This window comes from Thermosporothrix sp. COM3 (assembly GCF_059696735.1).
The window spans coordinates 3503871-3516756 of record NZ_AP019376.1 but is presented as its reverse complement, the minus strand read 5'-3'; the positions used below and the strand labels follow the sequence as shown (position 1 = coordinate 3516756).

The 12886-nt window shown below is 55.4% G+C and carries 12 protein-coding genes; 5 read left to right on the top strand and 7 right to left on the bottom strand.

The genetic code is table 11. The features are described 5' to 3' along the window. Positions 1-10: 10 nt before the first annotated feature. Positions 11-1132 carry a WD40/YVTN/BNR-like repeat-containing protein gene (locus tag KTH_RS14965; protein WP_111324787.1) on the bottom strand — a complete coding sequence of 374 codons (1122 nt, stop codon included), beginning with the start codon at positions 1130-1132 and terminating at the stop codon, positions 11-13. 313 nt (positions 1133-1445) lie between these two features. Between KTH_RS14965 and KTH_RS14960 the strand changes: the two genes are divergently transcribed. The 3 genes from KTH_RS14960 to KTH_RS14950 all read left to right on the top strand — a co-directional run bounded on the left by KTH_RS14960 (position 1446) and on the right by KTH_RS14950 (position 4597). Further along, positions 1446-1715, top strand: a complete 270-nt coding sequence (locus tag KTH_RS14960; protein WP_111324788.1) for a metal-sensitive transcriptional regulator — start codon at positions 1446-1448, stop codon at positions 1713-1715. Between the two features lie 129 nt (positions 1716-1844). Beyond that, positions 1845-2867, top strand: a complete 1023-nt coding sequence (locus KTH_RS14955) for a histidine phosphatase family protein (protein WP_170142822.1) — start codon at positions 1845-1847, stop codon at positions 2865-2867. Positions 2868-3433: 566 nt separating this feature from the next. Beyond that, entirely contained in the window at positions 3434-4597 is a 1164-nt protein-coding gene (locus tag KTH_RS14950) for a glycosyltransferase family 4 protein (protein ID WP_497619713.1), read from the top strand. Here the strand turns inward: KTH_RS14950 and KTH_RS14945 are convergent. After that, positions 4569-5426 carry a DUF72 domain-containing protein gene (locus KTH_RS14945; protein WP_497619711.1) on the bottom strand — a complete coding sequence of 286 codons (858 nt, stop codon included), beginning with the start codon at positions 5424-5426 and terminating at the stop codon, positions 4569-4571. The genes KTH_RS14950 and KTH_RS14945 overlap by 29 nt on opposite strands. A gap of 260 nt (positions 5427-5686) precedes the next feature. Here KTH_RS14945 and KTH_RS14940 point away from each other — a divergent pair, with 260 nt between their 5' ends. Beyond that, positions 5687-6340: a carboxylesterase family protein gene (locus KTH_RS14940; RefSeq protein ID WP_497619709.1), complete on the top strand. Its 654-nt coding sequence runs from the start codon at positions 5687-5689 to the stop codon at positions 6338-6340. Here KTH_RS14940 and KTH_RS14935 read toward each other — a convergent pair. Both KTH_RS14935 and KTH_RS14930 read right to left on the bottom strand, forming a co-directional pair. Continuing rightward, a complete protein-coding gene (locus KTH_RS14935) occupies positions 6325-6819 on the bottom strand; it encodes a DUF1440 domain-containing protein (protein ID WP_497619707.1) in 495 nt (164 codons plus the stop codon). The genes KTH_RS14940 and KTH_RS14935 overlap by 16 nt on opposite strands. Continuing rightward, positions 6819-7118 carry a hypothetical protein gene (locus tag KTH_RS14930; protein WP_497619705.1) on the bottom strand — a complete coding sequence of 100 codons (300 nt, stop codon included), beginning with the start codon at positions 7116-7118 and terminating at the stop codon, positions 6819-6821. Before KTH_RS14930 ends, KTH_RS14935 begins: the two co-directional genes overlap by 1 nt. 457 nt (positions 7119-7575) lie before the next feature. Here KTH_RS14930 and KTH_RS14925 point away from each other — a divergent pair, with 457 nt between their 5' ends. After that, positions 7576-8511 carry a C39 family peptidase gene (locus KTH_RS14925; RefSeq protein ID WP_497619703.1) on the top strand — a complete coding sequence of 312 codons (936 nt, stop codon included), beginning with the start codon at positions 7576-7578 and terminating at the stop codon, positions 8509-8511. A gap of 89 nt (positions 8512-8600) precedes the next feature. Here KTH_RS14925 and KTH_RS14920 read toward each other — a convergent pair whose 3' ends face one another. The 3 genes from KTH_RS14920 to KTH_RS14910 all read right to left on the bottom strand — a co-directional run bounded on the left by KTH_RS14920 (position 8601) and on the right by KTH_RS14910 (position 12514). Beyond that, positions 8601-9404, bottom strand: a complete 804-nt coding sequence (locus KTH_RS14920) for an inositol monophosphatase family protein (protein ID WP_170142823.1) — start codon at positions 9402-9404, stop codon at positions 8601-8603. A gap of 105 nt (positions 9405-9509) precedes the next feature. Further along, complete coding sequence (locus tag KTH_RS14915) at positions 9510-10487, bottom strand: DNA methyltransferase (RefSeq protein ID WP_111324797.1); 978 nt, start codon at positions 10485-10487, stop codon at positions 9510-9512. 128 nt (positions 10488-10615) lie between these two features. Further along, a complete protein-coding gene (locus tag KTH_RS14910; protein ID WP_497619700.1) occupies positions 10616-12514 on the bottom strand; it encodes a serine/threonine protein kinase in 1899 nt (632 codons plus the stop codon). Positions 12515-12886 lie beyond the last annotated feature (372 nt).

Sequence of the window (12886 nt, the reverse complement as noted above, 5' to 3'; positions counted from 1 at the left end):
CAAAAAGTCCTTATTCTGTTAAGGCCGTCCATGTTTTGCCCCCATCGCTACTGTGCATGACCTTTGGTGGCAGGAACAGGCTGACGTAGAGCTGTTGCGGGTTGGCAGGATCTACCACCAGCGAGGTGATATCGGTGCGGTCGAACTGCGCGGTCTTGGTCCAGTGTGACCCCTGATCGTGTGAAACCCAGACCTCACGCCCTGCGATGCCATACAGGAAGGTGCCTGCGGGATCGGTGGCAAGGCGTGTGATCGTCTTCTCGTCGGGCAATTTGGCAAGCGTGGGCTGCGGTGTTGCCTCAGTGTGTACCCAGTGATATACGCCCTCATCGGTCGCGGCGTAGATGGTCGTTTGCTTGCCGAACGAGCCTATCAGGCTCATCACGTTGCCCTTGATACCATCGAGCTGCCGCCATGTGGCGCCGTTATCCTTGCTCTCGAAGAGCCCCTGTTCACCCCCGATCAGGAGATGACGGGGATCATCGGGGAAGGGAAGCAATTTGGGTGCCTGCATCTCTGGAAGTGATTGTGCGGGCAACTTGTTCCATGATTTGCCATAATCCCCGGTTTCATACCAGCCCGCATAGAGATAAAATGCATAGAAATGGCCGGGCGTATCGGTTCCGGCTGTGATAGTATAAGGGTAGGCAGAACCGGGCAGGTTGGCAGGATTGCGCAATTCCCAGGTTTGCCCGCCGTTGTCGGTAAAATACATGCCCATTGGAAAATTCTGGCTGGTACTTGGCGTCGCGACCACGCCGATCGCCTTGCTGTCTTTCGGGCTTACTGCCAGGACGGTGATCATCAGATGATCGAGTGCGCCTTTCGATTCGGGCCATGTCTTGCCGCCATCCGTGCTGGTAAAGAGCCCGTAGTGGGTGCCTAAATACATGGTATTCGAGCTGGCACCCAGTGCGACAAAGTGCAGGTGCGTTTTCGGATTTGAGAGCGGTCGGCCCTGCACGGTTGGTGCGGTGCTGGCGTTATACGAGGCAAGCATCTGCCAGGCGGTCAGACCGGCAATAACGAGTAGCGCCGCCAGAAAGAGCAAGATCAGTTGTTTTCGAGCTCGCTCCGGTTTCTTCGGTGGTTTTGGTGTATCGTTTTCGACCTGTACAGGTGTCGATGCCATAGGATTCTTTCTAGCTGATGCGGAATCACAGGACGATTGAGAAATCAGGTTGTATAGGCGGCTTTACACGCTTTTATGGGACACCCCTCCGAGCATCCCTGAAGGCGCTACAAAGCCCACACTCATATCATAGCATCTCTTTTCCACTGTGGGGATGGTCCTGTCAGGAAAGGCTGCCGTGAGGTGCAAGAAACGACGAAGCGTATAAGGATGAGGTCAGAGTTGGACACCTTGCCCAACCCCCCCGGGTGTGGTATAGTGTGTGTACCGGCTTATTTCAGCAAGACATGTCAGAAGGAAAGGAATAGCAACAATGCATGATGATCGTCGACGCGATGTCTTAAAACGTCTCTCTTACATCGAAGGACATGTAGCCGGAATCCGTAAAATGGTCGAGGATGATAAATATTGTGTAGACATTTTACGCCAGACGTACGCGGTGCGCAAAGCCATTGAGAAGATAGAGCATATGATTCTTGAGGGCCACCTGCATAGCTGTGTGCCCGAGGGCATCAAGGGAGGGCGCGAAGAGGAAGTGATTCAGGAGCTGGTGCAGCTCTATGATATCGCCGGAAATCGTTAAGCATCAAACAGACAAAGCTGCGGAGGTATTGCTTCCCCGCAGCTTTTTTTCTTGCCTGCCCGCCTTATACTGTACCAAAAATGAGTACTGTGAATCCCGCTACTCAACCCCGAAAAAAGGAGTATGGTGATGCTTTCTCCCTTCAACGCCTATCTGTATCAGCAGGTGCGGGCTGTGGTGACCGGGCTCACTGATGAGCAGCTAGCATACAGTGCGCCCGCCATTGATCTGCGTCCGCTGCGAGAGGTCGCGATCCATGCCTATCGACCGGTGCTGGTGGTGGCCTGTGTGGCGACCGGAAAGGAATGGCCGCCGCGCTTGCCGCAGCCTCGGACAGCAGATGAGCTGTTCGCGCAGCTTGCGACGATGCACCAGCAGATAGAAGCCTGCCTGACCGGGCTGACACCAGAGGACTGGCAACGCACGATTACCCTGCCGTGGAACCCCTCGATCAGCGTCTATGAGGCCCTCATTGAGAGTATCGGTCATGGGCTGGTGCATGTCGGCTGTATGCAGGGAATTCGTGCCTTTGGGGGCTTCCCGACACCGCCCGAGGAGCCGAAGCCACAGCGCGGACAGGCCCCGGGCAAGCGGCTGCTGATCCTGGTTCGGCACTCGCTCTCGCGGGTCGATCCCGCCACAGCGGCGAAGCAGTGGGAACTGACGGAAGAGGGGGCAGAGCGCTGTCGCGTCCTGGCGCGGCGGCTGGCACCCTATCGACCGACCGCGATTGTGTCCAGCGTGGAACCCAAAGCGCAGGAGACGGCCCGGATCCTGGCAAGTGAGCTACAGCTTCCCTGGCGCACGGCTGAGAATCTGCATGAGCACGAGCGCGAGGGGATGCCCTTCCTCGATGCGGAGCGCTGGCAGGAGACGATTGCCCGTTTCTTTGCGGAGCCGGAGCGGCTGGTTTTTGGGCGTGAGACGGCGCTACAGGCTCGTCAACGCTTTGAACAGGCGTTACAGACGGCGCTCGCGCAACAGCCAGCAGAGCAACTGATTGTGGTCTCGCACGGGACGGTGTTGACGCTCTTTGCCGCTCAGTTGCTCGGGGTCAAGCCGCTTGCGTTCTGGAAAGCGCTTGCGATGCCTGCATATCTGGTATTTGAATTGCCGGCGTGGCGCTGTGTTGAAGTGGCACAGCAGGTATAGTGGCTGGCGGGCGCTATTTCTTTCCTCTATAAGTACAGCAAAAGCGAAAAAAGCCGAGAAATCCTGTAATGAAGGACGTGGGGCCTGTGGGTGCAACAAAGGAAGCAACTGGAAAAAAAGTTGAGTCTGGCCAGCATCCACTTCAGGGAAAGGCTTCACGTCTGCCTTTTTGTATGGAGTATTGAAGGAGAGACTGTGAGGGGAGAATAGATTATAACTATAACTCTCGCAGTATATACCATTCAGTTATTTGAGGGAAACTAGTTAATGAGATGATCTTGCATTTTTTAAAGCTGTGTTCTATAATAGAGAGTGGACGGTAAGAAGATGATATAAAATGTATCCCTATGTGTGCTGGTCTCCGTATTTGAAGTGAGGCTTTTTTCTTGCGCTTCTCCATCCCGATTTGACGCGAATCCGTGGAGAAAGAGCGCATAAGCTGTAGAACCTGTGTTCAGCTCGCGTCGTTTTAGAGGGTGGGGTTGGTTTTTGGTGGTACCTCTTGTTCTTCTGGTAGCGCGTTTTTACAGTGAATGCGATTCTTACAAGCAAGATGAGGGTGAAATATGAAGGTAGCGCATATTGCTCCACCGTGGTTAGCTATACCTCCGAAGAACTACGGCGGAACAGAAGTTGTGCTGTATAACCTGATCGAAGAGCAAGTGAAACAGGGGCATGATGTAACACTGTTTGCTCCTGGGGATGCCCAGACGTCAGCACGACATGTCTCATTTTTCCCGCATGCGTTGCTTGATGAGGGTGCTCCCTGGTCGGCCCATCTCAAGCCTTATTATCATTACTTCAAAGCGATAGAGTATATCAGCAGACACGATTTTGATATCATTCATACGCATCTCTCATCAGCTTCTGATATGTATCAATATCCGTTGCTGACGCACATCCCTGTTCCGCATGTCTCCACGCTGCATAGTCCGTTCCCGTTCGACAAGGCCGAGAACTGGGTGGGCGATGCTGATACCTATTACTATGAATGGTTACGTGACATTCCCTTTGTCGCGATCAGTAAAAGTGCGCAGAAGCAGGTCCCATTTGTATTGAATTTTGTGGGTGTTGTGCATCACGGTTTACCAATGGAGGTATTTCACCCGAAGACGTTTGAACCCGCAGACTACGCGGTCTGGCTTGGTCGTATCGTCGCTGACAAGGGAACGCATCTCGCGATTGAAGCAGCAAGACTGGCCGGTATTCGCCTGATTCTGGCCGGCACACTTGACTCCTACCTGCCTTCCTCGATTGAGTATTACGAGAAGCAGATCCGACCACAGATTGACGGTCAACAGGTGGTCTATATCGGTCCGGTGAATATGCAGCAGAAGATCGAGCTCTTGAGCAAGGCGCGGGTGCTGCTCAACCCGATCGAGTGGGAGGAGCCGTTTGGCATGGTGATGCTGGAAGCGATGGCGCTTGGTTGCCCGGTCATTTCGTTCGCCCGTGGTGCTGCTCCTGAGATTGTGGCGCCTGGAATCAGCGGTTTTCTGGTGCGCACCCTTGATGAGATGGTGCAGGCTATTCCAAAGGTGGAGAGCCTTGATCGCACGCTGGTTCGCGCCTATGTCAGACGCCATTTTTCGGCGCAGGTGATGGCAGAGAAGTACACGCGCGTCTATGAAAAGGTGATTGCGGCGCGTAAGCCTGCGCTGGCTATTACACCGCTGAGCAGCGATGTCCCCCTGAGCCCGCTTAAAACAGACGAGGCTGCTCCGGCGTAGTATCGGGAGCGTCAGGCCGCCAGGGAAGTGCCGGGAGCGATACGTGTTGCTGGAGTTGGCGGTATAGCTCCGCACAGATGAAAGGGGAATGTTCCTCATAGGGGCAGTGGCAAAAGACGTACACCGTGACCCCCTGCTTGAGCCATTGTCCCAGTTGGTGAGCCCACTGAGCGAGAAGCGGTGCGTTCACCTCCATGCGGGGATGACCGATATAGCGCACGAAGGCGAAATCGGTGGTGGTGGCAAGATGCAGCGGAAGGTTCGGCTTGCGCTCTCGTTTCTGCATGTCCTGCACTTCTTCTCGGGAACCGATGCGGATGGGCCGCGTGTCCATGATGACGCGTGCTGCCCGGAAGCGCTGAAGCAGTGCATCGAGTTCCTGCGGCTCCTGAAAGAAGGTGGGGTGCCGCACTTCAACGGCCAGCCGAACATCTTCGGGCCAGCGCTCAAGGAAGCGGTGTAGTTGTGGCAGTTGGTCCGGGCCAAAGGCTGGTGGGAGCTGTAAGAAGATGGGGCCCAGACGCGAGCCGAGGCCACGCATGCGCTCGATAAAGTGATATGTCTCCGCTGTATGAGCGTCGAGGGGCTCGGTGTGGCTGATATCGCGTGAGATCTTGGGACAGAAGCGGAACGTCTCCGGGGTCTCCTGGCGCCAGCGGGCCACTGTTTCGGCTGATGGAAGCGCGTAGAACGTCGTGTTTCCTTCGACGGTCGTCAACCGACGACTATACAGGCGAAGAAACTCGCTGGCTGGCGTGCGTGGCGGGAAAAAGCGCCCGACCCATTCTTTGTACCCCCACATTGGACAACCGATATAGAACGCTTCCATAAACTCCTGTGTATCCTTCCTGCATTGATTTGATTCAACGTTTCATACTCTATATGGGACAGACTCTCCTTGTCAAGCAAGATGGGTGCCTGTCTCTGTAGTTTGTACAAACTGGTTTTGTGTTCCTGATTCTCAAGCATGCAAGAGCAGGGAGCCACTGTGAAAGCAAGGAAATCCTGCCTGTTGCCCGAATTACCCCACGACTTTGTGCGATTCTGTGTAGTTTGGATAAACCAGTTTGCCTGAAATAAGGAGAGGTTATGGGACTGCAAGAGGGTCAAGTGCTTCGGAGGAGCTTCGAGGGCGCATTGAATACCCGCTATTTGCTCTATCTACCCGGCTCCTATGAGCAGGAGGTTGAACAGCGCTGGCCGCTGATCCTGTTTCTGCATGGGGCCGCGGAGCGCGGGACCGACCTTGAAAAGCTGAAAACGCAGGGACTGCCGAAGCTGCTGCAAAAGGGCGAGGACTTTCCGTTTCTCGTGCTGATACCCCAATGTCTGCCCGGGGTGCGATGGCGTGTCGATCTGCTTGGGGAGCTGCTGGATGAGTTTGTCCAATCCTATCGGGTCGATGAAGACCGCATCTATGTGACCGGGATGAGCATGGGCGGCTTCGCGACCTGGGAACTGGCCATGACCTTCCCGCAGCGTTTTGCCGCCATCGCACCGATTTGTGGAGGCGGCAACCTGGGGACGGTCGCCGCGATCAGGCATCTGCCGGTGTGGGCGTTTCATGGGGCGCTGGATCGAGTGGTGCCGCTCGAATATGCCGAGACAATTGTCCGCAGGCTGGAGCAGTGTGGTGGCAACGTCCGCCTGACCATCTACCCGCGGGGCGGACACGATTCCTGGACGCAGACCTATGCGAACCCCGAGCTCTACAAGTGGTTTCTGGCTCAGCGGCGCTCTTGAGCCTGCCGGGACTTCAGGCAGGTTGCCAGGAGCCCGGTCGTGGCGCCCCAGACCACATGGGCGGCGATCATCAGCGCGTTGCGGCGTCCAGGCTCGCGTTGGGCGGCGGGCGTAATGCCAAGCAGCGGCATCCAGACCAGATAGCTGGCTCCCCAGATCAACAGCCCGAAGAGTGTTCCCTTGAGGGCGGCGGGAAGCGCTACCCGGTTGGAGAACAGCCTGTAGAGCGCTCCCATTGTTGCGCCATAGCCAAAATGCGAGATGAGGGTGGCAAGCAACAGGAGCTGCTTATTCCAGTGGAGTTTCAGGTGCAGGCGCCTGGAAATGTCGCGTGTGATGAGTTCTGGGGGCAGGGCGTACTGTTCTCCTTCGGGAAGCAAGCGCTGTGTGAGGAGCATAAAAATGGTCATAGGAGCGGTTCCGGCACACCCCGAAATCGCTCCTTGCCGCCAGGAAACAGAACGGTTATCGTGCATCATTATGCCTCCCCCTGCGGTTTCCTGGCTTGATGGGGCGTAGGGGGATGCTGTTTACTGTATGCCTGTTGTTCTTCCTGTTGCACATCGCTGGCAATATCCTCGCGGCCTTCGGCGGGAGGGCGGGAACAATAAGGTTCCATGATCGTGGTTTCCTGCTCTTCTGAGGCAGTTTCCTCTCCGATGTCGGGGCGTCCTTCGGCTGGATACGGAGAAACCTGATATGGAGGGACAATGTTGTTCTCCTCTCCTGAGGTTTGCAGGCCGACGAAGAACTGCTGTTGGTTGGGTTTCTCTAACATACTGTATTCCCCTTCCTCTCTATGATGCAGGTCCTCTATCTGCTACACGTCATGTTATGGTGGCTGGTTACAGCGCTCCTGGTTTGGTGAAACAGGCTGTGTATAGGGAGATATAGGAAGCAAGTCATGAAAAGTGGGAAATCGAAATAGGTCATGCTAGAATAAGAAAAAACCGCTATGTGATGGGGGCGTTTCTATAGAAGGGCGAGAGCTTCGGTTTGGGGGTTTGGGCTTCGTGGCCAGGTGAGTGATGTATGCGCTGAATGGTGAAGCAAGGAATGTCAGCGTGACTCGATCTGTATGGAGAGTTTTACGAAGCGCTGGACGATATCGAGCACGCTAGAAATGCATAGCAATATCTGGCTGTTTTGGGCGGGTGAGTTGGTTGTGATTTTGCTCTTGCGTTATACTTAACTGCTGAGTAGCATCGAATTTCTGAATGGTAGGTGAGATTTTTATGCTGACTTCGATCGTCACGGTCTTGCTGGTCGTGGTAATGGTGCTGATAGTTGCCAGCCTCGTCATGAGTGCCTGGCGCGAGTATCGACGGTATAAACGGGCGCTCGCGGCTCAGACGCAGCTTCCCGAGCATCCCCTTGATGCTCATGTCACCGCGATTCTGCACCTGCGCGATGGCGAGATAGTCGGCATGGAAAGCCCGCCACCTCCTCCCGCTTTTATGGTGTCCGGGTCATGGTATCGCCGACACCGCATGCTGATCTCGGCTGGCTTTCTGGTGATGATTGTGCTGACCCTCTTCATCCAGACCGGGCTTGCCGAGGGCACGATAGAGCGCATTCAGGGTATCGGCCTGAATATCCTCACGGGCAAACCGATTACCTATGGCTATGACCTCGCTTCCCATGAGCAGCCGCAGGCGCCGAAGTCTCCCACGTTTTCGGCCAGTTCACGGGTGGTGCGAGTCGATTCGGCTGATCCCTCGCAGTATTACAATTCGTACCAGTTGAACACCTGGAGTTACTCATCCTGTTCTGGTATCTCGATGCAGATGGTGATGAACGCCTATGGCAAGAACCTCAAGGCGGCGGACGTGTTACAGGTCGAACTGGATCTGGGGGTATGGGACGTTGATTTAGGGTTGTTGACTGAAGATGGGATTGCACAAACCGCCGCGCATTTTGGCTTTAACACCAGTGCGGGCCATTCCCGTTCACTCCAGGAGGTCATTGATATCGCAAATAGCGGTCAGCCGGTAATTGTCAGCCTGCGCGACGCACAGTATTTCCCCGGCGGACACCTGTTTGTGATCAAGGGAGGAGATGCAAATACTGTTTTCACTGCCGACTCCGCTCCTACCAACTTTACAAGCATGTCCCGCGATTATTTCGCGAGTATCTGGCAGGGCTTCAGCGCTGTGTTGACGCCCAGATGATGATTGACGTATCGCGATAGACGTATTGTTTCAGAGAGAAAGAGGACGACCCGCCGGGCGAGCGTCCTCTTTTTGACTGTATACGGGAACTATGGGCGTGGGTTAATCTTATTGAGTATGGCCTGATGGAGGTCTTTATTGCCTGCAACGACGATGGAATAGCCGTCTGTCAGGTTGGCAACAGGCTTGAGCTCCTGCCCCTTGTGATCGGTAACGATGCCGCCTGCTTCCAGTACAATAGCGGCTGATGCCAGAAATGATTCACCGGTCAGAACATCGCCCACATCAACATAGGCATCATAGGTGCCGCTGGCAACGTAGACACAATCAATGGCGGTGCTGCCACTTCTGCGGACGCCGAGAGGACGGGGAGAGCTAAGTAGCAGACGTTCGAGGGTGTGCAAGTCGCGGCTATCGAGATTGAGCCCGATGATGCTGTGTTTCAGAGAGGTAATAGAGCTGACCTGATTGCGCTGCCCGTTGCGGAAGGAGCCGTGTCCCTTTCCAGCAAGATAGACGGTGCCGCTAAACAGGTCGCCAACCAGTGCCCATTGCACGTGCGATGGAAGAATCGGGGCATCGATTGGTAGAACGGCAAGCGCAACGGCAGCGGCCGTAATGCCACGCTCAGCATTGGTGGAGCCATCAATAGGGTCGACGACGATACGATATTGCGGGTTACTGGTTGTGCTCAGGGTTTCGCGCTCCTCGGTGATGATCTCGAAGCCGTGTCCGCTCTCTTGAAGCCCCTGGATAATGATATCTTCCGCGTCTCGATCAAACTGCATGGTGACATGTTTGGCGGTGCGGTGATAGATCCGTTTGCGGTCAAAGCGCTCCGATTGAGAGTAGCTGCGAACCTGGCGGAAAAGTTGTTCGAGCAATTCAAGCATGATATGAAAATGTGTCTCCTTTACGTTTTCTGCTCGTTTCCAGTGTAGAAACATTATACCATGAAATGCTATCTCAACAGGGATGCCTGAACGCTTTCTGGCCTATCAGGGCTGGCACTTTTGGAGCAGGAAGGGGTGCTGCCTGGGCTGCTGGAGCAGGCGGTGCAGGGTCGTCTGAATGGCAAGCTCACTTTGATCGCAGGCTATCCAGCGACGCCCAAGCCGCTCGGCCACGGCAGGCGTGACCCCGCTGCCACAGAAGCAATCGAGCACAAGGTCATGTTCCTCGGAGGAGGCCAGCAGGATGCGTTCTAGCAGCGCCTCGGGCTTCTGAGTGGCGTAGCCGTTGCGCTCCGGGTCTTTCTGGTGCAGGTGACTGATATCGGTCCAGACGTCGCTTGGTGTCATGCGATCGTCTTCGCTATAGGTGTAGGTGCGCCCTCCTGCCCGAATGACCCAGTTGACACGACCATCCGGGCCAACTTCCCGCCGCATATGGTTGCGTTTTTGAGCCCCACGGCGCTCGCCTATACGTTCGCCATGAAAGGTGTAGTGCTCTGATTTCGTGTAGAAGAGGATCGTGTCATGCTTGCGCGAAAAGAGCCTGCGATAGCGTCCGCCGCTCTGGTAGTGCCAGATGATTTCATTCTTAAAGCCGCCGCCTCGTCTCTTATACCCGAAGATCTCATCGAGCAGAAGCTTCGCGTAATGAGTGGTGCGCCAATCCAGATGGATATAGAGGCTCCCTGTCGGAGCGAGCAGAGCATAGAGATAGTGCAGCGTCTCGTAGAGCCACTGGAGATACGTATCAAGGCTGTTGCCCCAGACGTCACGATAAGCTATTTGAGAGTTCCTGCTGAATGTACGTCCGGTCATAAAGGGCGGGTCGATATAAATAAGCTGGACGGTTCCCTCAAACTCTGGCAGCAATGCGGGCAGGCAGATGCCGCGATCGCCCTGAATCAGGCGATTCTGCCAGTCAACCGGTGACGTGGTTTGCGGGGGATACTGAGCGATCGTATGAAGCTGCGCGGAAGCCGGGGGAAGAGCGCGTTGTTTCCCTTTCCATATCAATTCGACCATGCATCAATGCTCCATGAACCAAAAATGTACTAGATACTGTAGCATATCTCCCTGCTCACGTCTATGCCCGAGAGCTGGTAACCTTTTTGCCAGACCGGGGGGAGTGCCGCGTCTGCTCCCCCTGCTCGTCAGGCGCCTGGCTGCCAGACTTTCAACTGATGGTAGGCAACGATCATATCCTTGTTCTGGGCGCTTGCCGCGAGGCCGAGCGTGCCCCGGGTGTAGGTACTGTCCGTGAACTTGTCAAGATACTGACCGTTGACGTACAGGTACATCGTGTTGCCCTGCACAAAGAGCCCGAGCGTGTGGGATTGTCCCGCGCCTACCGGGAAGAGCGTGGTGACTTTGTTGGTGCTGCCGGTCATGCGTTGAGCCGAAGCGTCCTTCCCGTTGAACTTGTACAGCGTGTAGGTCTGATCGGTGCAGATCAGGAAATAGTAGCCACGATGCTCATTTGCGTTGTAGCGGAAGTAGAAGCCGCCGCAGCCGGGTTTCTTCATGGTCATCGTGACCTCGGCTGCAAAGTCCTGTAGTGTGAAATCGCTGGTGCAGGGAAAGGACATATGCAGTTCGGTCAGGGTGACATAGAGCTCGTTGCGGATAAAGGTGCATTTGCCGCCATCCTGGTTGAGCGGGGTATCATGCCAGTGGCGTGCTGTGGTGAGCGGGTCAAGGTAGAGCAGCGTGCCGTCTTTGGGGAAATATTCGGGATAGGGGTTCTGGGCGGCCTCGGCAGCGCTGACGTCGGGCGTGACCGCCGGGATAGTGGGTGATGTGCCTTCTGTCGTGGCCGTTGTGATGCTATCTGGCTGATCGGTTGCTGGAGAATGGGCGTTCTTCGATGGTGGCTGATTCGGGTGATTGTTGAGCAGGAGAAAAGTGCTGCCAATGCCGCCGACAAGCAGCACGACAAGGCTGATGAGCAGGAGTGTCAGCAGCGCCTTGTTCTTGCTCGTGTTCCCTGCTGGCGCCGGGGTGTCGGTCGTTGGCGGCGCTGGAATAGTGGTGTTGCCGTGTTGTGACGGCGTGTTGGGGGCCGGTGGGTTGCTCTGTGGGGTCTGCGTGAAAACGGGTGTGTAGCCGGGCCGCGGTCCCTGCCCTCCCGAGGTGGAGCGCGCACCCGGAATGTAGCCAGGAGATAGGGTGACGGTCGGAGTATCTGAGTTGAGAAGCGCTATCTGAAGTTCTGAGGCAAAGGTGTTGATGTTGGGGTAACGCTGCTCAGGCTCTTTCGCCAGGGCGCGGAGCAAGACCGCGTCGATGGTGGACGGCAGATGCGCATTGAGCTGTGTGGGCGGGGTCGGTGGCTCATTGAGATGCTGGTACAGCAACTGCTCCGGGCTGCCCTGAAACGGCGTGCTGCCGGTCAGCATCTGGTAGGCCATCACTGCCAGCGCGTATTGATCGGAGGCCGGGACCGATTGGCTTTTCCACTGCTCCGGAGCCATATACTGCGGGGTGCCGCGCATGGTTGCCATGCTGGAACTGCTGGTATTGGTGCTCAGCCGGGCAATGCCGAAGTCCGCAAGCAGCAGGTCCGGACGCTCAGGGCGCTCGGGGCGCTGGCGGAGCAGGAAATTCGAGGGCTTGATGTCCTGGTGAATGATCTGCGAGTTATGCGCGTAATAGAGAGCGCTGGCGGCCTGCGTGATAAAGCGTGAAACCTCCGCAATGGGTAGTGCGCCGCCTGCGTATCGCTGCTTGAGCCACTGATCAAGCGATCCCTCTTTGCGATAGGGCATCACCTGATAGGCGATATCTTCGCCATCTACCCTTTCTTCTCCATAGTCAAAAAGGGGAAGAATGTGGGGATGGTCCATTGAGGCGATAATTCCTGCTTCGCGGCGAAACAGGTGTATCGCTTTTTGCTTCTCTTCCTCGTTGTGAGGCAGATTCATATAGATCACTTTGATAGCGACAGAACGGGGAGTCCGTAAATCCTGCGCCAGATAGACAATTCCCATCCCGCCGCGACCGATGGGATGAGAGAGCTGATAGTGATCGAGCCGTTGGCCATCTAATGTCATGAATAGTGCTCCCTGCCAAAAAAGCGCTCTTTAATGGTAACGACCAGGTATGAAAAGAACACAGCAAGTATAGCATGTAGCGTGTTTTAGCGGAATTCAATAGCACGTATTGCATAGAGTGCAGTGGGGGAAGACCGCAGGCGGTTTGATGAAGGCTTCATCGGTTCCGCGTCCGGATGTGTATGCATGGAACAAAAACACCCTTTTTCTCAAGTATACCACAAGTTTCCCGTTGTGCCTCGATAGATCGAGCGTGTTCGAGGAGAGCCGCGAGGTGGTGGGACGGACGGGCGATATTTCCTACTGGCAATGAAAATCGTGAAACAGTATGATATGGTTTGTGGTAGCCAGGCTTTATCGTTTCGAGATGGA